Origin of the sequence: Streptomyces cynarae, assembly GCF_025642135.1 — a bacterium.
GTDB lineage: Bacteria > Actinomycetota > Actinomycetes > Streptomycetales > Streptomycetaceae > Streptomyces > Streptomyces cynarae.
Genome location: NZ_CP106793.1, coordinates 1210889 through 1232382, shown reverse-complemented (window position 1 = coordinate 1232382; position 21494 = coordinate 1210889). Strand labels below are relative to the sequence as shown.

The 21494-nt window shown below is 71.4% G+C and carries 18 protein-coding genes and 2 pseudogenes; 14 read left to right on the top strand and 6 right to left on the bottom strand.

The annotated features are described in order from the left end of the window. Positions 1 to 64: 64 nt before the first annotated feature. Complete coding sequence (gene glgA, locus N8I84_RS05870; protein WP_263228554.1) at positions 65 to 1216, top strand: glycogen synthase; 1152 nt, start codon at positions 65 to 67, stop codon at positions 1214 to 1216. A gap of 44 nt (positions 1217 to 1260) precedes the next feature. Next, positions 1261 to 2481, top strand: coding sequence for a glucose-1-phosphate adenylyltransferase (gene glgC, locus N8I84_RS05865; protein WP_263228553.1), 1221 nt, complete (start codon positions 1261 to 1263; stop codon positions 2479 to 2481). A gap of 34 nt (positions 2482 to 2515) precedes the next feature. On the opposite strand, the gene N8I84_RS05860 is transcribed toward glgC, so the two are convergent. Next, on the bottom strand, positions 2516 to 3361 hold the full coding sequence (locus N8I84_RS05860; protein WP_263228552.1) for an SDR family oxidoreductase: 846 nt from the start codon (positions 3359 to 3361) through the stop codon (positions 2516 to 2518). A 104-nt stretch (positions 3362 to 3465) separates the two neighbouring features. Here N8I84_RS05860 and N8I84_RS05855 point away from each other — a divergent pair, with 104 nt between their 5' ends. From N8I84_RS05855 to N8I84_RS05805, 11 genes and pseudogenes are all read left to right on the top strand, one after another. Beyond that, a complete protein-coding gene (locus tag N8I84_RS05855) occupies positions 3466 to 3858 on the top strand; it encodes a winged helix-turn-helix transcriptional regulator (RefSeq protein ID WP_263228551.1) in 393 nt (130 codons plus the stop codon). A gap of 9 nt (positions 3859 to 3867) precedes the next feature. Beyond that, a pseudogene (locus N8I84_RS05850) lies at positions 3868 to 4047 on the top strand (hypothetical protein); the annotation flags it as partial. Between the two features lie 200 nt (positions 4048 to 4247). Further along, a complete protein-coding gene (locus tag N8I84_RS05845; protein ID WP_263228550.1) occupies positions 4248 to 6578 on the top strand; it encodes a GH92 family glycosyl hydrolase in 2331 nt (776 codons plus the stop codon). Between the two features lie 144 nt (positions 6579 to 6722). Then, complete coding sequence (locus N8I84_RS05840; RefSeq protein WP_263228549.1) at positions 6723 to 8084, top strand: wax ester/triacylglycerol synthase family O-acyltransferase; 1362 nt, start codon at positions 6723 to 6725, stop codon at positions 8082 to 8084. A gap of 326 nt (positions 8085 to 8410) precedes the next feature. Beyond that, entirely contained in the window at positions 8411 to 9886 is a 1476-nt protein-coding gene (locus tag N8I84_RS05835; RefSeq protein WP_263228548.1) for an SDR family oxidoreductase, read from the top strand. Positions 9887 to 9985: 99 nt separating this feature from the next. Next, positions 9986 to 10219: a hypothetical protein gene (locus tag N8I84_RS05830; protein ID WP_263228547.1), complete on the top strand. Its 234-nt coding sequence runs from the start codon at positions 9986 to 9988 to the stop codon at positions 10217 to 10219. Positions 10220 to 10390: 171 nt separating this feature from the next. Further along, positions 10391 to 11092: a nucleotidyltransferase domain-containing protein gene (locus N8I84_RS05825; protein WP_263228546.1), complete on the top strand. Its 702-nt coding sequence runs from the start codon at positions 10391 to 10393 to the stop codon at positions 11090 to 11092. A 494-nt stretch (positions 11093 to 11586) separates the two neighbouring features. Then, entirely contained in the window at positions 11587 to 11766 is a 180-nt protein-coding gene (locus N8I84_RS05820) for a hypothetical protein (RefSeq protein WP_263228545.1), read from the top strand. 52 nt (positions 11767 to 11818) lie between these two features. Then, entirely contained in the window at positions 11819 to 12301 is a 483-nt protein-coding gene (locus tag N8I84_RS05815) for a GNAT family N-acetyltransferase (RefSeq protein ID WP_263228544.1), read from the top strand. Positions 12302 to 12407: 106 nt separating this feature from the next. After that, positions 12408 to 13292 carry an SDR family oxidoreductase gene (locus tag N8I84_RS05810; RefSeq protein ID WP_263228543.1) on the top strand — a complete coding sequence of 295 codons (885 nt, stop codon included), beginning with the start codon at positions 12408 to 12410 and terminating at the stop codon, positions 13290 to 13292. A 41-nt stretch (positions 13293 to 13333) separates the two neighbouring features. Further along, on the top strand, positions 13334 to 14860 hold the full coding sequence (locus N8I84_RS05805) for an FAD-dependent oxidoreductase (protein ID WP_263228542.1): 1527 nt from the start codon (positions 13334 to 13336) through the stop codon (positions 14858 to 14860). Positions 14861 to 14952: 92 nt separating this feature from the next. Here N8I84_RS05805 and N8I84_RS05800 read toward each other — a convergent pair whose 3' ends face one another. The 4 genes from N8I84_RS05800 to N8I84_RS05785 all read right to left on the bottom strand — a co-directional run bounded on the left by N8I84_RS05800 (position 14953) and on the right by N8I84_RS05785 (position 19304). Next, on the bottom strand, positions 14953 to 15321 hold the full coding sequence (locus tag N8I84_RS05800; RefSeq protein ID WP_263228541.1) for a TraR/DksA family transcriptional regulator: 369 nt from the start codon (positions 15319 to 15321) through the stop codon (positions 14953 to 14955). A gap of 34 nt (positions 15322 to 15355) precedes the next feature. Next, positions 15356 to 16543, bottom strand: coding sequence for an alcohol dehydrogenase catalytic domain-containing protein (locus N8I84_RS05795; protein WP_263228540.1), 1188 nt, complete (start codon positions 16541 to 16543; stop codon positions 15356 to 15358). A gap of 118 nt (positions 16544 to 16661) precedes the next feature. Then, positions 16662 to 18950, bottom strand: coding sequence for a catalase (locus tag N8I84_RS05790; RefSeq protein ID WP_263228539.1), 2289 nt, complete (start codon positions 18948 to 18950; stop codon positions 16662 to 16664). A 180-nt stretch (positions 18951 to 19130) separates the two neighbouring features. Beyond that, positions 19131 to 19304 carry a hypothetical protein gene (locus tag N8I84_RS05785; RefSeq protein ID WP_181139301.1) on the bottom strand — a complete coding sequence of 58 codons (174 nt, stop codon included), beginning with the start codon at positions 19302 to 19304 and terminating at the stop codon, positions 19131 to 19133. A 245-nt stretch (positions 19305 to 19549) separates the two neighbouring features. On the opposite strand from N8I84_RS05785, the gene N8I84_RS05780 reads away from it, so the two are divergent. Further along, positions 19550 to 19969 carry a CBS domain-containing protein gene (locus N8I84_RS05780; RefSeq protein ID WP_263234672.1) on the top strand — a complete coding sequence of 140 codons (420 nt, stop codon included), beginning with the start codon at positions 19550 to 19552 and terminating at the stop codon, positions 19967 to 19969. Between the two features lie 8 nt (positions 19970 to 19977). Here the strand turns inward: N8I84_RS05780 and N8I84_RS05775 are convergent. Beyond that, a pseudogene (locus N8I84_RS05775) lies at positions 19978 to 21352 on the bottom strand (amidase). Between the last annotated feature and the right edge of the window lie 142 nt (positions 21353 to 21494).

Genomic DNA, 21494 nt, shown 5'->3' with positions numbered 1-21494 from the left:
TCTTCCGCAACGGCCGCATCTGGGTGACCATGTGGGAACCAGCCGCTGAGACAGGGGGTACCGGGTGCGTGTGGGACTGCTGACCCGGGAGTACCCGCCGGACGTGTACGGCGGTGCGGGCGTCCATGTCGAGTTCCTCGCGCGGGAGTTGCGCTCCCTCGTCGACCTCGACGTGCACTGCTGGGGTGAGGGCGGCGCGGGCGGCGTCATACGCCACCGGCCGTGGAGCGGCCTCGACTCCGCCAACGAGGCGCTGCGCACCTTCTCCGTGGACCTGGCCATGACCGCCGCCCTCCAGGGCCGCGACCTGGTCCACTCCCACACCTGGTACGCCAACCTCGCCGGCCACCTCGCCAAGCTGCTGTACGGCATCCCGCACGTGATGACCGCGCACTCGCTGGAGCCGCTGCGCCCCTGGAAGGCCGAACAGCTCGGCGGCGGGTACGCGCTCTCCAGCTGGGCGGAGCGCACCGCGATCGAGGCCGCGGACGCGGTGATCGCCGTCTCCGGCGCCATGCGCGACGACATCCTCGCCTGCTACCCGGCCCTCGATCCGGCACGGGTCCACGTCGTGCACAACGGCATCGACACCACCCTGTACCGGCCGGACCCCGGCACGGACGTCCTCGCCCGCATCGGCGTCGACCCGGACCGCCCCTACGTCCTGTTCGTCGGGCGGATCACCCGCCAGAAGGGCGTGCCCCATCTGCTGCGCGCGGTGCGGCACATCGACCCGGCGGCCCAGGTCGTCCTGTGCGCGGGCGCGCCGGACACCCCCGAGATCGACCGCGAGTTCCGTGACCTGTTCGAGGAGCTGAGCAGGGGCCGTGAGGGCGTGCACTGGATCCCCAAGATGCTGCCGCGCCCCGAGGTGATCCAGCTCCTCACCCATGCCACGGTGTTCGTCTGTCCGTCGGTGTACGAGCCGCTCGGCATCGTCAACCTGGAGGCCATGGCGTGCGGCACCGCCGTGGTGGCCTCGCGCACCGGCGGCATTCCGGAGGTCGTGGACGACGGCCGTACCGGCCTGCTGGTCGATGTGGACGACGGCTTCGAGGAGCACCTCGCACGTGCTCTCGACGCCGTCCTCGCCGATCCGGTGGCCGCGCGGCGGATGGGCGAGGCCGGACGGGAGCGCGCGGCGGGGGAGTTCGGCTGGGACGCGGTGGCCCGGCGCACGGTCCGCCTGTACGAGGGTGTCCTCAAACAGGGGTAGTAATCAGCAAAGTGCAGCACAACCGGGCGTAGAGGGGCGGCGGCATGCGGCGCGGTGGACCTTCGGTGCTGGGAATCGTACTGGCCGGCGGGGAGGGCAAGCGGCTGATGCCGCTCACCGCCGACCGTGCGAAACCAGCCGTGACCTTCGGCGGGACCTACCGCCTCGTGGACTTCGTCCTGTCGAACCTCGTCAACGGCGACATCCTGCGCATCTGCGTGCTCACGCAGTACAAGTCGCACTCGCTGGACCGGCACATCACCACCACCTGGCGGATGTCCAGCCTGCTCGGCAACTACGTCACCCCGGTACCGGCCCAGCAGCGGCTCGGCCCGCGCTGGTACCTGGGCAGCGCGGACGCGATCCTGCAGTCGCTGAACCTGATCCACGACGAACAGCCGGAGTACGTGGCGGTGTTCGGCGCCGACCACGTCTACCGCATGGACCCGCGGCAGATGCTCGCACAGCACATCGAGGGCGGGGCGGGCGTGACCGTCGCGGGCATACGGGTGCCGCGCGCGGAATCCTCCTCCTTCGGCGTGATCACGCCCGGCTCGGACGGCCAGACGGTCGAACGCTTCCTGGAGAAGCCCGCCGACCCGCCCGGACTGCCGGGCGACCCCGACACCGTCTTCGCCTCCATGGGCAACTACATCTTCACCACCAAGGCGCTGATCGAGGCGTTGCAGCGGGACGCCGAGGACGAGAACTCGGTGCACGACATGGGCGGTTCGATCCTGCCCCAGCTCACCGAGCGCGGCGAGGCCCAGCTGTACGACTTCAGCGCCAACCACGTGCCCGGCGAGACCAATCGCGACCGGGGCTACTGGCGGGACGTGGGCACCCTGGACGCGTACTACGAGGCGCACATGGACCTGATCGCGGAGCGCCCGGCCTTCAACCTCTACAACCGCAACTGGCCCATCTACACGCACTCCAACCAGCTGTCGCCGGCCCGCTTCAGCTCGGGCGGCATCGCCAGCGAGTCGATCATCAGCGCCGGGTGCCTGATCCGGGGCCAGGTGACGCGGTCGGTCCTGTCCCCGGGCGTCCTGGTGGACCCGGGCGCCGTCGTCCAGGGCTCGGTCCTGCACGACAACGTCCACGTCGGCCGCGGCGCGATCGTCCGCGGAGCGGTCCTCGACAAGAACGTGGAGGTACCCCCGGGCGCGACGATCGGCGTCAACCCGGAGCGGGACGCCGAGCTCTACACGGTGTCGAAGGGCGGAGTGATCGCGCTGGGGAAGGGGCAGCGGGTGTCGTAGCCCCTGTGGGTCCGGGCCGACACCGGCTCGTACGTCAGCGGAAGGCGGCGACATTCTCCCGGGCCCAGTCGGCGAAGGCGCGGGGCGGGCGGCCGAGGACGTGTTCGACGTCGGGGCTGACGCGTTGTTCGGCGGGGGTCGGCTCGCCCAGGATGGTCAGCGTGGTCTCGACCACCGGCTCGGGCATGAACCGCACCATCTCCGCGCGGGCCTCGTCGCGGGTCTGCTCGATGAACCGTACGGGTTCGCCGAGCGCATGGCCGATCGCCTCCGCCCGTTGCCGGGGCGTGGTGAGCGACGGCCCGGTCAATTCGTGGACGCGGCCGTGATGCCCGTCCTCGCGCAGCGCCGCCGCGGCGACCTCGGCGATGTCCCAAGGGTCGACGGTGGGCAGTGGGACGTCTGCGAACGGTGCCGCGACGGCCCGCCGGGTACGGACCGGCTCGGCCCAGGCGTACGCGTTGGAGTGGAAGCCGCCGGGTCGCAGGATCGTCCACTCCAGGCCCGACTCCCGTACGGCGTCCTCGATGGCGCGCGCGACGCCCCCGTGCGAGCCCGACTCCGGCCGGGTCGCGACCCCCTGCGACGAGAGCAGCACCACCCGTTCGACACCGCCGGCCTTGGCGACGTCCAGGATGTCCCGCGGGCTCAGCAGGTGCGCACTGGGGCCGCCGTTCTGCAGGAAGAGCGCATCGGCGCCGTCGAACACGGGCCGGAGGCTCTCGGGGTCGGTCAGGTCCGCCGTCCGCCGCCGCACACCCTCCGGCATGTCGGCCTCCGAGATCCCACGCGACGTCGCGGTCACCTGCTCGCCGTCGGCCATCAGGATCTGTACGAGCGCCCGGCCGACGTTGCCGGTCGCCCCCGTCACTACGAACATGGTCAACTCCCTGTTTTTTCACGGTGGTTGCCGAGACACAGGGACGCTAACACCGTCGGTATAGTAGGTACCTACAGGAAAGTGGCTATCCCGAAGGGGTGCGCATGGCCGGTGAAGCGACCTGGGCGGCGTCGGCCGCGACCGACCCCGAACTCGCCTGTCCCGTCGCCCCGGTCGTCGACATCGTGTTCAGCCGCTGGACGACCCCCATCCTGTGGACCCTCCACACCCACGGCCGTCAGCGTTTCGTCGAACTCCAGCGGCGCATCGACAGGATCACGCCCAAGGTGCTGACCCAGCGGCTGAGGCAACTGGAGCGCGACGGGCTGATCGTGCGCACGTACCACCCGGAGGTCCCCCCACGGGTCGAGTACGAGATCAGCGAACTCGGTCGCAGTCTCGCGCCGCTCTTCGCGCACCTCGCGGAATGGTCCGCCGAGCACCTGGACGAGGTCGAACGGGCCCGGAACGACTACGACACCGACCCGGCCCGGTAGCACCGCCGGGCGGCACGGGCGGGTGAACGGCCGCCGTTCGGGAAGAACCTCGGCGCGCACATCCTCGTTCCCCATCCCGTGAAGTCGCAGCTCTCCGGCATCGAGCGGCACGAGGACCGTATGGGGTACCGCCGCACCTTCAGCGTGCCCGCCGGCCGGCCGATCGGCCCGGGCGGACGGCTCAGGCTCATCCACGACTCGTGGATGTCGTCCGCGGTCCGCTCACCCACTCCCGCCGGGTCCTCGAGCCGGACCGCGCGCGTCTGCGGGTCGCGCACCAGGCGCTGATCCGCGACGCGTCACGGAACAACCCCGCTGGTTCCCCGGGAAACTGACGCCCCGCCACCACCATGTGCCCGACGACATCGATCCTCCGGAGGTCTTCCGAGATGAGACGCACCCGGCGCCTGCGCCTCGCCGCCGCGAGCACGGTGGTGGCCGCGACGCTGTGCCTCCCACCGGCCGTGCATGCCGCCGAGCCGCGCGACGGCGGGCTCACCGGTCTGGTCAACCCGTTCATCGGCACGCAGGACGAGGGCAACACCTTCCCCGGCGCCGCCGTGCCCTTCGGCATGGTGCAGTTCTCCCCGGACACCGGGCACAACACCGGCTACGACCACACCCAGAACCGGATCCGCGGCTTCTCCCTCGTGCATCTCTCCGGCGTCGGCTGCGCCATCGGAGGAGACCTGCCGGTGCTGCCGACGACGGGTGACGTGACCGAGACGGACTACGCCAAGTACGCGGCCACGTTCAGCCACGCGAACGAGCAGGCGAGCCCCGGCTACTACCGGGTCGGTCTCGACAGCGGCATCGACGCCGAACTGACGGCGTCCCGGCGCACCGCCGTGCAGCGCTACGCCTTCCCGGCCACCGACAAGGCGAACGTGCTGCTCAACGCGGGCCAGGCGCTGCACAAGAACGTGTCCTCCAAGGTGGAGATCCTCGACGACCGCACCGTGCGCACCGAGATCACGGGCAGTGGCTTCTGCCGCTCCACCCGGCCGTACACGGTCTACACGGTCACCCGCTTCAACCGGCCGTTCACCGCGCACGGGACCTGGTACCAGGACTCGATCACCCCGGGGGCGACGAAGTCGGCGGGGCCCGGGCGCAACGGCGCGTACGTCACGTTCGACACCACCAAGGACCGCACCGTCGAGGCGACCACCGCGCTGTCGTACGTCGACGCACACGGCGCCGACGTCAACCTCGCTACCACGTACGGCCGTTCGTTCAACACCGTGCGGGAGGCCGCCCGCCGTGCCTGGGAGGACCGTCTCGACGACGTCCGGGTCCAGGGCGGTGACGCCACCCTGCGCACCACCTTCTACTCCTCGCTGTACCGGTCGTTCCTCGCGCCGAACATCGGCAGCGACGCCGACGGCCGTTACACCGGCTGGGACCAGAAGGTCCACCGCGCGCAGGGCTTCACGTACTTCCAGAACTGGTCGCTGTGGGACACCTACCGCACCCAGTCCCAGCTGCTGTCCCTGCTCGCGCCGCGCGAGGCGCGCGACATGGCGATCTCCCTGCTGAAGGTCGACGAGCAGGGCGGCTGGCTGCCCAAGTGGGGCTACGGCCCGGTGGAGACGAACATCATGAGCGGCGACCCCGTCACCCCGTACCTGACCCACGCCTATCATCAGGGGCTGCTCAAGGGGTACGAGGAGCGGGCGTACCGGGCGCTGAAGAAGAACGCCGACGGCCTGCCGCCCGCGGACACCATGTACACGGGCCGTGAGGCGAACCGCGAGTACATCGCACACGGCTTCGCGCCCTACATCAAGGGCCGCCCCTACACCAAGCCCGGCGACTCCGACTACCACCACGGCGGGTCGGCGACGCTGGAGTACGCGCTCGCCGACGCCATGCTCGCCCAGATGGCACGCGACCTCGGACACCCCTCGGACGCCACCCGGTACGCCGCCCGGTCGCGGAACTACCGCACCCTCTTCGACCCCTCGACCGGCTTCTTCCGCGCCCGCGACGCGTCCGGCGCCTTCGCAGGACCGGCCGATCCGGCCAGGAGCAAGGGCTTCCACGAGGGCACCGCCTGGCAGTACCAGTGGCTCGTGCCGCAGGACCTGCCCGGCATGGTCGGCCTCATCGGCGGCCGGCAGGCGGCCAATGACCGGCTCGACGCCTTCTTCGCCTACGACGAGCTGCTCAAGAACCCGGAGAAGACCGCACGTGAGGTGTGGGTGCACGGGGCGTACGCCTACTACGACGCGGCCACGTACAACCCGCAGAACGAGCCGGACCTGATCGCCCCCTACACGTATCTGTCGACCGGTGAGCCGTGGAAGACCACGGACGTGGTGCACGCGGCGCTGACCCTCTTCACCAACGGCCCGACCGGGATGACCGGCAACGACGACCTCGGCACCATGTCCGCCTGGAACGTGCTGTCGTCCATCGGCCTCTTCCCCGTGCAGCCCGGCTATCCCACCTGGGGTCTTACCACCCCGGTCTTCGACCGCGTCGACCTGGTGCTCGACCGGGCGTACTACCCGCGCGGCAAGCTGACCATCACCGCCCCCGGCACGTCACAGAGCGACCGGTACGTCCAGAAGGTGCACATCGACGGAACGGCGTACGAACGCACGTACGTCACGACGGACGCTTTGCGCCGACTGGGCACGCTGGAGTTCACGGTCGGCGCGCGGCCGTCCGGGTGGGGTACGGCACCGCAGGCCGCGCCGCCCCCGCTGAAATGACCTCGTCCGTCACATGAGTCCCGCCTCTCTCGGCGAGGCGGGACTTAATCCGCTGTTAACTGTACGTAGCCTGATCGTACTTGACCGTAATCGTCTGTCGGAGGTTGACTCGTGCTTCCCTCATCGTCGACGCGAGGCAAGCCATTGACTTCTGACCTGCTCGCACCACTCGACCTGGCGTTCTGGAACATCGAGTCCGCCCGGCACCCCATGCACCTCGGTGCCCTCGGCGTGTTCTCCTGCCACTCGCCGACCGCGGGCGCCCATGCCGCGGATCTGCTGGCGGCCCGCGCCGCCGCGGTCCCGGGACTGCGCATGCGGATCCGCGACGTCTGGCTGCCGGACGTCCGCCTTCCGCGCGACCTCGCCGCCGCGCGCCTTCCGCTCGCCCTGGGCGGCGCGACCCGGGAACCCGACCCCGACTTCGACCCCCTGCGCCATGTGCGGCTGCACGCGCCGACCGCCGACTTCCACGCCGAGGCCGGGCGGCTCATGGAGCGCGCGCTGGTGCGCGGCCGTCCGCCGTGGGAGGCGCATGTGCTGCCGGGGGAGGACGGCACCTCCTTCGCCGTGCTGTTCAAGTTCCACCACGCGCTCGCCGACGGGCTGCGCGCGCTGACCCTCGCGGCCGCCGTCATGGACCCGATGGACATGCCCGAGCCCCGGCCGCGCCGGCCGGAGCCCGCCCGGGGCCTCCTGCCGGACGTGCGCAGGCTCCCGGGACTGCTGCGCGGCACGCTCACCGACGTGGGGCGTGCCCTCGACATCGGCGCCTCCGTCGCCCTGTCCACCCTCGGCATGCGCTCCTCCTCCGCGCTCACCTCCGAGCCCAGCGGCACCCGCCGTACGGCCGGTGTCGCCATCGACCTCGACGATGTGCACCGGGTGCGCAAGTCGGCGGGCGGCACCGTGAACGACGTGCTGATCGCGGTCGTCGCAGGCGCCCTGCGGCGCTGGCTGGACGAGCGCGGCGACGGCAGCGCGGGTGTCGAGCCGCGGGCGCTCATCCCGGTGTCCAAGCGCCGGCCGCGCACCGCGCACCCACAGGGCAACCGGCTCTCCGGCTACCTGATACGGCTTCCGGTCGGTGATCCGGACCCGCTGGAGCGGCTGCGGACGGTCCGTACGGCCATGGATCGCAACAAGGACGCCGGGCCCAACCGGGGTGCGGGCGCCGTCGCGCTGCTCGCCGACCATGTGCCGGCGCTGGGGCACCGGCTGGGCGGACCGCTGGTCAGCCAGGCCGCGCGGCTCTGGTTCGACATCCTGGTCACCAGCGTGCCGCTGCCGAGCCTCGGCCTGAGGCTCGGCGGCAACCCGCTCGCCGAGGTCTACCCGCTCGCCCCCCTGGCCCGCGGCCAGTCCCTTGCGGTGGCGATCTCCACGTACCGCGGCCGCGTCCACTACGGGCTCGTCGCGGACGGCCGGGCGGTACCGGACCTGGAGCGTCTGGCCCGGGCGGTCCCGGACGAGGTCGAGACACTGCTGGCGGCCTGCCGCATCTGAACGGGGACGGACGCGTCGGTCCCGGCATCCGAAGTGGTGCCGGGGCACGCGTCCGCGGTGGTGGGCGGGCCGCTCGTCGGCGGGGTTCTCCCTGCCTCCGCCGCCCCCGCCACCGGTCCCGTCCCCGGGGGCTGCGCCCCCGGCCCCCGCGGTCGGCCCACGGCCTCGTCCTCGAAATTCCCCGAGCTCTTCGGGCAGGGGCACTCCCGGAAGTGCTGAAGGGATCATCGCGAGTTTGGTGACCCGCCCCGCCGCTCCGTAAAATTCCCCCTTTGAAAGCGAGCGCGGTCGGAGCGCTGCGCGGGAGAGCGAGGAACGGCAGCGCGATGACGGTGACACAGGACGGCCCGGCGGCCATGGACGAGGTGGCGTACGGGCCCGGCATCGACCCGGAGCGGCTCGCCGTCTGCCTCAGCGTGCTCGAGGAGTTGGACAAGCTCGACGTCGACCACCCCGACGCGATCAAGGTGCGCCGCGCCACCTCGCACATCTACCGCACGGTCAAGCAGCGCCGCCGCCAGGAGCGCCGTGCCGCCAAGACCGCCCACGACAAGGCGGTCACCGAGGCCACCGCCACAGGCTCCGCGCAGCGCATCGACGACGAGACCGAGGGCATCCTGCCGTCCTCGGCCACCGAGGCCGGCCGGATCGCGGGGATACTCCAGCGCCCCCGTTCCTGCTACGTCTGCAAGACCCGCTACGTCGAGGTCGACTACTTCTACCACCAGCTCTGCCAGGAGTGCGCCGCCGAGAACCGGACCCGCCGCGACGCCCGGGCCGACCTCACCGGCAAGCGCGCCCTGCTCACCGGTGGCCGCGCCAAGATCGGCATGTACATCGCGCTGCGCCTGCTGCGCGACGGCGCCCACACCACGATCACCACGCGCTTCCCGAACGACGCGATCCGCCGCTTCAAGGCCCAGCCCGACAGCGACGAGTGGATCCACCGGCTGAAGATCGTCGGCATCGACCTGCGCGACCCGGCCCAGGTGGTGGCGCTCGCCGACTCGGTCGCCGCCGAGGGGCCGCTGGACATCCTGATCAACAACGCGGCGCAGACCGTGCGCCGCTCCCCGCAGGCCTACAGCGAACTGGTGGCAGCCGAGTCCGCCCCGCTCCCGGCGGGCGAGCTGCCGGCCGCCGAGGTCATCGGCACGTTCGGCTCCGGGGCCGTGGCCGCGCTGCCCGTGGTCGGCGGCGGCGCGCTGACCGCGCAGGACGTCACCGACCTCGCGCTGGTCTCCGGCTCCGCGTCCCTGGAGCGCATCGCCGCCGGTACGGCCATCGACGCGGGCGGCCTCGTCCCCGACCTGCACGACACCAACAGCTGGGTGCAGACGGTCGAGGAGGTCACGCCCATCGAGCTGCTCGAGGTCCAGCTGTGCAACTCGACGGCGCCCTTCATCCTGATCAGCCGCCTGCGCCCGGCGATGGCGGCGTCGCAGGCCCGCCGGACCTACATCGTGAACGTCTCCGCCATGGAGGGCGTCTTCAGCCGCGGCTACAAGGGCGCCGGCCACCCGCACACCAACATGGCCAAGGCCGCCCTGAACATGCTCACCCGCACCAGCGCCCAGGAGATGTTCGAGAAGGACCGCATCCTGATGACCGCCGTCGACACCGGGTGGATCACCGACGAGCGCCCGCACCCGGACAAGGTGCGCCTGGCGGACGAGGGCTTCCACGCGCCGCTCGACCTCGTCGACGGCGCGGCGCGGGTATACGATCCGATTGTGCGCGGCGAACAGGGCGAGGACCTGTACGGCGTCTTCCTGAAGGACTACGCGCCGGGCAAGTGGTGAGCCCGGAAGCGGCCCGAAGGCGGTGAGGCGGCGCCCTTGACGCGTCATCCGGCGCAGGCCGGGAACTCGTCCTCGACGAGCACCGCGCAAGGAGGTCCCATGTCCACTCCACATGAGATCGATCCCCGCGCCGCCGGTGATCCCCGCAACGTCTACCCGAGCGACGAACAGTTCTACATGTCCGATCGTCCGGCGGACTGCATCCTGCCGGAGGACCGGCCGCGCGGCGGCGGCCCCACCGAGCCGGTGAAGCACCGCAGCTCCTGGGCCACCGCCATGATGATCGTCGGCATCATCCTGCTGATCCTGTTCGGGATCGCGCTGTTTCCCTGAGCGACTGCCGGTCCCATACGGCGTACGCCCCGGAGGCTGAGGCCCCGGGGCGTACGTGCGAAAACCCTTCGCCGTGGTGCCGCCCCGGCGGTTAACGTCCCGCCATGACCTCAAGTCCCCACTGACCGCGGCCGTCCCGGCGCAGCGTGAGAACCGAGGAAGGCGGCGACCATGACCGTTCCGAACGTCCTGCTGTCCGGCATCGTCGGCTCGACGGCGTACGGGCTCGCCCACGAGGGATCCGACGTGGACCGGCTCGGCCTGTTCGCGGCGGCCACGGAGCGGCTGCACGGACTGCACCCGCCCAAGGAGTCCCACGTCTCCACCGCTCCGGACCGCACCCTGCACGAGGCCGCGAAGTGGTGCCGGCTCGCGCTCGGCGGCAACCCGACCGCGACGGAACTGGTCTGGCTCCCGGACGAGTTGTACGAGGTGCGCACCGCGCTCGGCGACGAGCTGATCGGCATCCGGACCTCCTTCTTGTGCGCCAAGCGTGTCCGTGACGCCTATCTCGGCTACGCCACCCAGCAGTTCCGCCGCCTGGAGTCCCGAGGGGACGGCTCCTTCTCCGCCGACACGCGCAGACGCACCGCCAAACACGCCCGCCACCTCAAGCGGCTCTGCCACCAGGGCCTGGAGCTGTACACCACCGGGCGCCTGACCCTCCGCGTGGAGAACCCGCAGGAGTACCACGAGTTCGGCGAGCGCGTCGCCACCGACCCGACGGCCGCGCTGCCCCTGCTCCGGTTCTACGAGAACGCCTTCGGCGAGGCACGCGCCGCGCTGCCGGAACGGCCCGACGAGACGGCCGTCGAGGCGTGGCTGCGCCGTGTCCGCGCCCACTTCTACGCGCCCGGTGCGCAGGCCGCCTGACGGCCCCGCGCCCGGTCGGCCGTGATCGCCCGAGCGCAGGGCGTGGTGCCCGTAGCAGGTCAGGCTGAGCTTGTGTATCGGCCAACGGGACCTGAATCGAGCACCGTGCGCGCCGGTCCGTACACCTGCCGTACCGGTGAGCAGTTCGAGGAGGGGACCGAACGGGTGGCCGCGAACCATGTCGAACGCCGCCAAAACGGCGGAAAGCGCGACCGTTGGATGCCGTACGACTCAAGACAGTTACACGCTTGTTTCAGCCCCATCGAGCGGGAGCCCGCTCATTTGGTTAACCTGAGGTGTACGGACAGCCATTGGGGTCCTACCCACACCCACGGTCCGTCCCGGAACAGGCCGGTCACCACGGCCTGCTCTCGCACGAGTTGCCGGCGCCACCGCGTCCGACCTTTCTACCCATACCCGACCGGACGTCGAGGGCACAGCGGCGCACTGGACCGGAACGTCCTGAGGGTTACCCGACACATAAGGAGTGCGCGGTGACACCGGAGAAGACGACGCATCACGAACAGCGCCCCAAGGAACGCATGGAGCGCGGGGGCCGTCGTACCGAGAAGAAGCTCGGCAGCCTGGACGTGTGGGCCCGTTCCGCCCCCATCCGGCTGGCCGGCTACGAGGACGACCTCGCCGAGCCGCACATCCTGCCGAGTGTGGACTGACTGTCGGCCCCGTCGTGATCGCTGACGGCATGGGCGTGCCAGACTCACGCCCATGCTGATCAGAGCAGCCGCGGCCGGCGACTGGCCGCGCATCTGGCCGTTCTGGCACCGGATCGTCGCCGCCGGGGAGACCTACACCTGGGACCCGGACACCTCTGAGGATGCGGCCCGCGCCCTGTGGATGGCGCCGGCCAAACGCGTGTACGTCGCCGAGGACGACACCGGAGCGGTCGTCGGCTCGGCCTACGTGACGCCCAACTACGGTGGCCCCGCGGCCGGTATCGCCAACGCCGGTTTCATGGTGGACCCCGACCACGCGGGACAGGGCATCGGCCGCGCTCTCGCCGAGTACATTCTGGCCGCGGCCAAGGCCCAGGGCTACCGGGGCATGGTCTTCAACGCGGTCGTCGAGACCAACCCCGCGGTGGCGCTGTGGACGTCACTCGGTTTCGCGATCGTGGGCACCGTTCCGGACGCGTACGACCATCCCCGGTTCGGGAGGGTGGGCCTGCACGTCATGTACCGGGCGCTGTAGGGGACCTCCCAATCGAACGTACGTGCGTGAATGATGTGTTCGATGTGTCTGTTTCGACGCGTCCGTGCATGTGTCGATCCCGTCCGGCGGGGGGACTCGGCGCACCGTGAACGAGAACGCACCTCAGCACCCCGGACAGCAGCATCCCCAGCCGGAGTTCCCGCAGCAGGACCAGCCGCACCCGGGCTGGACCGGCCCCATGGACCCGCCGCCGGACCACGGGGAGGAGTCGTACCGCGGCAGCGGCCTCCTCACGGACCGGAAGGCCGTCATCACCGGCGGCGACTCCGGGATCGGACGCGCCGTCGCACTCGCCTACGCGCGGGAGGGCGCGGACGTCCTGTTCACCCATCTGGAGCAGGAGAGCGGCGAGGCCCGTGAGACGGCGCGTCTGGTCGAGGACGCGGGCCGCAAGGCGGTCCCGGTGTCCTGCGACATCCGTGACGAGGAGCAGTGCGACCGGCTGATCGAACGGGCGCTCTCCGAGTTCGGGCGCATCGATGTCCTGGTCAACAACGCGGCGTACCAGATGGCCCAGTCCGACGGCATCCAGGCCATCACCACGGAGCAGTTCGACCGGGTGATGCGGACGAACCTGTACGGGATGTTCTGGCTCTGCAAGAAGGCTCTGCCGCACATCCCGCCCGGCGGATCGATCATCAACACGACGTCCGTCCAGGCGTACAAGCCCAGTCCGCACCTGCTCGACTACGCCACGACCAAGGGCGCCATCGTCACCTTCACGCAGGGTCTGGCGCAGATGGTCGCCTCCGACGGCATCCGGGTGAACGCGGTGGCCCCGGGGCCCGTGTGGACCCCGCTGATCCCGGCCACGCTCCCGGACACCACCGACTTCGGCAAGCAGGCACCCCTGGGCAGGCCCGCCCAACCCGCCGAGATCGCTCCCGCGTACGTCTTCCTCGCCTCGCAGTACGCGAGCTACATCACCGCCGAGATCGTCAACGCCACCGGCGGCACGCCACTGCCCTGACCGGCGGCTTCGACGGCCCGCCCCGGGGAACTCGGTGCGCCATGAGTGACCACACCGGCACGCAGACGTCGTACTGGATCGAAACGGCACCCGGAGTTCCCCGGCCGGCCCTCACCGAGGACATCACCGTGGACGTGGCCGTCGTCGGGGGAGGGGTCGCGGGCCTGAGCACCGCCTGGGAGGTGGCGCGCGACGGCCGCAGCGTCGCCGTGCTGGAGGCCGGACGCCTCGCCGAGGGCGTCACCGGGTACACGACCGCCAAGCTCTCCGCGCTGCACTCCCTCGTCTACCAGCGACTGCGCCGCACCCGGGGCGCGGACGGCGCGCGGCTGTACGGCCGTTCCCAGCTGGAGGCGATCGGCCGCGCCGCCGAGCTGGTGGACGAACTCGGCATCGACTGCGACTGGGAGACCGCACCGGCGTTCACCTACGCGACGGACCACGACCGTGTGTCCGAGGTGCGCGCCGAGGCGGAGGCCGCGCGGGAGGCGGGGCTGCCCGCCGAGTTCGTCACCGACACGGATCTGCCCTTTCCCGTGGCGGGCGCGGTCAGGGTGGCCGACCAGGTGCAGTTTCACCCGCGCAAGTACCTCCTCGCGCTCGCCGAGGCGCTGGCGCGCGGTGGCGGGCAGCTGTACGAGCACACCCGCGTGGTCGGACTCCACGAGGGCGAGCCCTGCCGTCTGACCACCGAGGCCGGGCACACGGTCACCGCACGGCACGTCGTGGTGGCCACCCATTACCCGATCTTCGACCGCGCGATGCTCTTCGCCCGGCTCTCGCCGCGCCGCGAGGTCGTACTGACAGCGCCGATCGACGCCGGACGCGCGCCGCAGGGCATGTACATCACCCCCGAGGAGAACACGCGGTCGATCCGCACCACCCCGTACCAGGACGGTACACGTCTGCTGATCGTCACCGGCGAGCACTTCACTCCGGGCACCTCCGACACGGGGGAACACCTCGCCCGACTGGCCGACTGGGCCACCGAGCACTTCGGGCCCCTTGAGTTCAGGCACCGCTGGGCCACTCAGGACAACGACTCCTCGGACACGGTGCCGCTCGTCGGGCTCCTGCACCCGGCGAGCCGTCACACCTACGTCGCCACGGGCTTCGGCGGCTGGGGGCTCAGCAGCGGTGTCATGGCGGGGCTCCTGCTGTCCGCGCTGATCGACGGGCGCGAGCCGCCGTGGGCACAGTTGTACGACCCGCGCAGGGTCGGCACGGTCCTGAGGGAGGCGCCCGCCTTCCTCAAGTACCAGGCGAAGGTCGCCCAGCACTTCGTGGGTGACCGTGTGGCGCCGTTCATCGGCGGCGGCTCGCTCGACGACGTCGCCCCGGGAGACGGCGCGGTGCTGCGCGTCGGCGGCCATGTGTGCGCCGTGTCCCGGGACGACTCGGGGCAGCTGCACGCCGTGTCGGCGCGCTGCACCCACCTGGGCTGCCTCGTCGCCTTCAACCGCGCCGAGCAGGCGTGGGAGTGCCCCTGCCACGGTTCCCGCTTCGACATCGACGGACGTGTGATGCAGGGCCCGGCCGTACGGCCGCTGGAGCAGCGGGACGTCTGACGACGCCCACGGGTATCGGGCGGACGCCGGCTTCGGTTCGGGCGCCGGACGGGGACGGACGTGGACGGACGGGACGGGGACGGACGCCGGCTTCACATGCCGGCGTCCGTCCCCGTCCGTGCGCAGTCGATGCAGAGGTCCGTGTGCGGCACCGCCAGCAGTCGGTCGCGGCCGATCTCGCCGCCGCAGACCGTGCACCGGCCGAAGCCGGGCGCCCCCACCCGGGACAGGGTGGTGAGGATCCGGTCCAGCAGCGTCCGGGCCCGCTCGGTGTCCGTGCGCAGGCTTTCGAGGGCGGCCGTCTTCGCGCTCGCGTCGCCCGCGTCCAGATCGCAGTCCGCGGACAGGGCGGACATCTGGGCCTCGGCCGCCGCGAGTTCCACGCGCAGCGCGTCCGCCTCGGCGGTCAGCCGCTCGGCGATGTCACGCAGGTCGTCGGTCGACAGTTCCGTCGTCGGCATGGGTACGTCACCTCGGGTTCGGTCCTCGGGGCGGTCACGGCTTGAGCAGGGTCTTGATCATGCCGTCTTCCTTGGCCTGGAACATCGCGTACGCCTTGGGGGCGTCCTCGAGCGGCATGGCGTGCGTCTTGAAGCCGTCCACGCCGAGGGGGTCCTCGTCCGTGAGCAGGGGCAGGATGTCCTCCACCCACTTCCAGACGTTCGCCTGGCCCATGCGCACCTGGACCTGCTTGTCGAACATGGTCAGCAGGGGCATGGGGCTCGTGGCCCCGCCGTACACCCCTGAGATCGACAGGGTGCCGCCGCGGCGTACCAGGTCGATGGCCGTGTGCAGGGCCCCCAGCCGGTCCACTCCGGCGTGCTCCATCAGTGGTTGCGCCACCGCGTCGGGCAGATGACCGGTCAGCCACTGCGCGGCCTTGGCGAACGGCGCGCCGTGCGCCTCCATGCCGACGGCGTCGATCACGGAGTCCGGCCCCCGCCCGTCGGTCAGCTCCCGCACGGCCTCGGTCAGGTCCTTTCCGCTGTGCCGGCGGAGGTCGAAGCAGGTGACTCCGTGCGCCGCGGCGCGCTCCAGCCGCTCGTCCACCAGATCCACGCCGATGACCAGGCCGGCGCCTCGGTGCCGGGCGATCCTGGTGCACATGTCGCCGATGGGCCCGAGGCCGAGGACGGCCACGCTGCCGCCCTCCGGCACCGCCGCGTACTCCACCGCCTGCCAGGCGGTCGGCAGCACGTCGGAAAGGTACACATAGCGGTCGTCCGGCGGCCCCTCGGGCACCTTGATGGGCAGCCTGTCGCCGAACGGCACCCGCATCAGCTCCGCCTGCCCACCCGGCACCTGTCCGTACAGCTTGGTGTACCCGAACAGGGCGGCGCCGGTGCCGCGCTCGCGGACCTGGGTCGTCTCGCATTGCGAGTGCAGGCCCTGGTTGCACATGAAACAGTCACGGCATGAGACGTTGAACGGGATGACCACCCGGTCGCCGGGCTTGAGCGTGCGAACCTGCGGCCCGACCTCCTCGACGATGCCCATGGGCTCGTGGCCCAGGACGTCGCCCTGGTCGATGTAGGGACCGAACAGCTCGTACAGGTGGAGGTCGGAACCGCAGATTCCGCTGGACGTGACCCTGACGATGATGTCGTCGGGCTTCTCGATCCGGGGGTCCGGGACGGTCTCCACGCGGACGTCGCGTCGGCCCTGCCAGGTCAGTGCTCGCATGTTCTGCTCCTCCGGTCCTACCGCATGGCGGGATCGCACCGGTCTTCCGAGTACCGGGCTCCCGGTCCGAGTCCCCGGGGCACCCGGTTCGACACACCGACCTGGGGGCCCGCGGCGGTCACACGCGGGAGGCGAACCGCTCCCATACGCGGTGCTTCGTCAGCCGCCCGGTGATCTGCTGGAGCGCGTCGGAACCGGTCTGGGCGGTCACCACTCCGGGAGCGTTCGTGGGCACACCGGCCGCCTGGAGCGCGGCTTCGGCGCCGGCCCAGCCACCGATCGCCTTGCCGTGCCGGAAGGCCTCCGCCAGCATCAGCAGCACCCGGGGATCGACGCTGCCGTCGGCTCCGGGCTCCCCTGCCTTCGCGTCGCGTGCGCCGTACGCGTCCGGGGCGGGCGCCGGAGCGCCGGCCACCAGCACTGCGTCGTACTCGACGGACCGGGCGGTGGCGAAGCTGCGCTGGACTGTGACGGGCTCGCCGTCCGGGTCGAGCTTCCCGCCGGTGGGAGCGATGACCAGCGGCACCATGCCCGCGGAGAACACGGCGTCCCGCACCGTGCGCAGACCGTCCAGGTCGGTGCTGCCGTCGGTGACGACACCGATGACGCGCCCGTCCAGCGGCCACGTCTCGCCCACCTGCGACAGGGCGGGGCTGGGGTCGACCGCGACGATCGGCACGGTGGCCTCGGGCGCGGGCAGGCCGAGGCCGGCGGCGACCTGTGCGCACAGCTCGGGGTCGATGTTGGCGAGCACCCGCAGCCCTCGTTCCTTGACGGCCTGTTCGTAGCATTTGCCGAGTTCGAAGGTGTAGGCGGCGACCAGGTGCTCCCGTTCCACCGGGCTCAGGCTCAGCCAGAACATCCTCGGCTGGGTGAAGTGGTCCGCGAAGGACGTCGGCGCCGTGCGGGACTTCGTCGCCTCGGGGATCCGCACCGGAGCCTCGACGTACGCGTGGTCGCCCGTGCCCGCCGAGCCGCCCGTGCCGGCAACGAACGGGCAGCCGCCGTCGAGGGAGTTGGGCCGATAGGGGGCCACCCCGGTGTGCACGGCGGTCTGGTGCATGCCGTCGCGCAGCATGTCGTTCACCGGGGCGTGCGGGCGGTTCACCGGGATCTGCGCGAAGTTGGGTCCGCCCAGGCGGGTGATCTGGGTGTCCAGGTAGGAGAAGAGGCGGCCGGCCAGCAGCGGGTCGTCGGTGATGTCGATGCCGGGCACGAGATGGCCGGGGTGGAAGGCGACCTGCTCCGTCTCGGCGAAGAAGTTCGACGGGTTGGCGTTCAGTGTGAGCTGACCGACCGGCTGCACCGGTGCCAGTTCCTCGGGGACGATGTTCGTCGGGTCCAGCAGATCGATGCCCTGGAAGGTCTGTTCGGGAGTGTCCGGGAAGGTCTGAATGCCCAGCTCCCACTGCGGATACGCGCCCGCCTCGATCGCGTCGGCCAGGTCGCGCCGGTGGAAGTCAGGGTCCGTGCCGCCGATGAGCTGGGCCTCCTCCCACACCAGGGAGTGCACGCCGAGCTTCGGCTTCCAGTGGAACTTCGCCAGTGTGGTGGCGCCCTCGGCGTCGACCAGCCGGAAGGTGTGGACGCCGAAGCCCTCCATCATGCGGAACGAGCGCGGAATGCCCCGGTCGGACATGTTCCACATCGTGTGGAACGTGGCCTCGGTGTGCAGGGTGACGAAGTCCCAGAACGTGTCGTGCGCACTCTGTGCCTGCGGGATCTCCCGGTCGGGGTGCGGCTTCGCGGCGTGGACGACGTCCGGGAACTTGATCGCGTCCTGGATGAAGAACACCGGAATGTTGTTGCCGACCAGGTCGAAGACACCTTCGCCGGTGTAGAACTTGGTCGCGAAGCCCCGGGTGTCGCGCACCGTGTCGGCCGACCCCCGTGAGCCGAGCACCGTGGAGAACCGTACGAACACCGGTGTCTCGGCGTCCCGCTGGAGGAAGGCCGCCTTGGTGACGTTCGCGGCGGTGCCGTAGCTCTGGAACACGCCGTGGGCCGCGGCGCCGCGGGCGTGGACGACCCGCTCGGGGATGCGCTCGTGGTCGAAGTGCGTGATCTTCTCGCGCAGATGGTGATCCTGGAGCAGGACGGGCCCGCGCTCACCGGCCTTCAGGGAGTGGTCCGTGTCGTACAGACGGTTGCCCTGCGCAGTGGTGAGGTAGGGGCCGCCCTGGGCCCGCGCCGTCGGGTCCGCCTCCGTGGGGCGGCCGGTCGGGCTGACCGCGGCCGGGGCCTCCTGGTCGGGCTTGGGCGGCAGCGGCGGCCTGGGCTCGGTGGGCTCCGCCACCTCGGGCGACTCGGCACCGGGCCTACCGGGGATACCGCCGTCCGCCTGCCCGTCGCCCCGCAGCGTGTCGACCACCTTGTCCTTGATGCCTTTGACCGGGTTCTCGCTCATGTGGTTGCCGCCTTCCGGGCGTGTCGTCCACGCGGCGAAACGGGCCGCGGAGGGGGACGCCCTCCCGTGCCCATGGAGGAAGCGCCGCGCGCTCGCGTTCGCTTGCCCCGCCTGGGTACCCACGCCCTCGTCGGTGAAGCGTGTACGCGGCAGCCGAATGCCCCGGTTGTGCTTCGGCCCTCAGTCCTCGCCCCGGACGATGTTTCCCTCGGGGTCGCGGCGCGGCCAGGGCCTCTTCCCGTCGTCGACAGCCGGCACACAGGTGCGCAGGCGGTTGTCGCGCAGGCGGCGTGCCTGCGCCCAACCGGTCTCGGGCGGGCGGACGACGGGCTTCTCACTCGGCTGTGCGGTCACGACAGTTCATCTTCCTTCTGCATCCTCGAGCGCCGGGCCTCATCTCACCTGGGCCTCACGGCGCTTGCTGACCGAGTCCCCAGGTACGGCGGGCGGAAACGGGCCGCGGTGACGGGTGCCGCCTCTCTGCGGAACGCCTCGTGCGCCGCAGCGCCCGAAACGACCGGGTGAGGCGTCGGGTTCGCCGGGTACCCGGCGGCCGAGCGCGGTGACCGGCACCGTAGCAATGCGCGAAGGGAGACATGATGCCCCAGCACGTACGCGACATCATGACCGCCGCACCCGTGACGGTAGGACCGCAGACCCCGGTGGCGACCGTGGCCCAGGTGATGCGCGACCAGAACATCGGCGCGGTCCTCGTGACGGAGGGTGACCGGCTGCGTGGGCTGGTCAGCGACCGCGACCTGGTGGTGCGCACGGTCGCGGAGGGGGCGGACCCGCGGGAGACCACGGTCGATCGCGCGTGCAGCGGCGACCTGGTCACCGTGAGCCCCGAGGACGAACTGGACCGCGCGGTACGGCTGATGCGCGAGCACTCAGTGCGCCGTGTCCCGGTCGTCGAGAACGGGGAGCCCGTGGGCATCGTGTCCCTCGGCGACCTGGCCATCGAGCGGGACCCGGAATCGGCGCTCGGTGACATCAGCGTCGCGAAGTCCAACCAGTAGAACGGGTGTCAACCGGCCGGTTCGGAGCGTGTGGCACCGTCCCGGCCCAGCGGGGCGGTGCGCCGCCAGGGCCGCAGGGATTCCAACTGGCCAGCCACCGCCAGCAGTTCCCGCTCCGAGCCCGGCCGTCCCACCAGCTGCACCGCGCAGGGCGCGCCGTTCGGGAGGGTGTCGAACGGGACGGACATCGCCGGCCAGCCCGTGAGGTTCCAGGGCGGGGTCATGGGGGAGTAGGCGGTGTTCGTCAGCACGTTGCGCAGCCAGCCGCGCTCGTGCCAGGCATCGGCGACCGGGCCGCGACGGGCGAGCGCCGGGGTGAGCAGCACGTCGTGCGCGGCGAAGAACGGTTCGAGGAGCCGACGCAGTTGCTCGCGCCGGTCACCGGACCGCACGCTTGCGACGAAACGCCGCCCCACCGCCGCGTGCACCCGGGTGCGCCGGGCCGCCGCCGCGGATCGAGGTCCTCCGCGTCCACCGCCGTACCCGCCGTCCAGTGCGCCAGCGACGTCGTGCCCAGCCACCAGGGGTACGGCGGCTCGTCCGGCCGCACGTCGTGACCGGCCCTCGACAGCAGTGCGCCCGCCGCCCGGGCCGCGTCCGCGTACGGGCGGCTCACCGTGACGCCGAGCAGGGGGCTGCGCAGGGAGAGCGCGACCCTGCGCGGCGCGGTCCTGGGCGCGTGGTCCTTCCCTGTCCCCGCCAGGACGTCGAACATCAGCCATGCGTCCTCGACCGTCGTCGCCAGCGGCCCGTTCTCGGACATGCCGAACCAGTCGCCGTTGCCGATGCCCGCGGGGATCACGCCGTGGCCGGGCTTGATGGTGACGAGACCGCAGTTCGCGGCCGGGATGCGCAGCGACCCCATCCCGTCGTTGCCGAGCGCGACCGGCACCATCCCGGCGGCCACCGCCGCCGCGCTGCCGCCGGAGGAGCCGCCCGCCGTGCGCGTCGGGTCCCACGGGTTCCGTGCGGTCCCGTGCACCCCTTCCGTGGTGCCGAAGACGCACAGCTCCGGCACGTTGGTCAGACCGACCACCACCGCGCCCGCCGCGCGCAGCCGGGCCACCGTGACATGGTCCCGCTCGGCGGGCGTGTCGGGGGTCGCGGCCGATCCGTTGCGCGCCGACTCGCCGCGCACCGCCAGATTGTCCTTGACCGCCACGGGAACGCCGCCAGCGGCAGATCGGCCAGATCCGCGCGCGCCGCGACCTCGTCGGCCTCGGCCAGCGCCGCCTCCGTGCGGACCCGGCGGAAGGCGCCGACGCGGCCGTCCAGCTCCTCGATCCGCGCGAGGTGCTCCGCCGCCACCTCCCGCGGGGTGACCCGCTTCTCCCGTACGGCGGCGGCGATTTCGGCGGCGGTCCGGCCGACCCAGCTGGTCACGGGCGCTCCCTGTCGGTGCTCGGCGTGGTTGGCGCATGAGCGTACTGGCGAGTACGAGCAGCACTGTGCCGTGCGGGCGGCGCCACGTCGAGAGCCCGAGGGAGACCTGTCACCAGGGTCACCCTCCAACGACCCGCCCTTC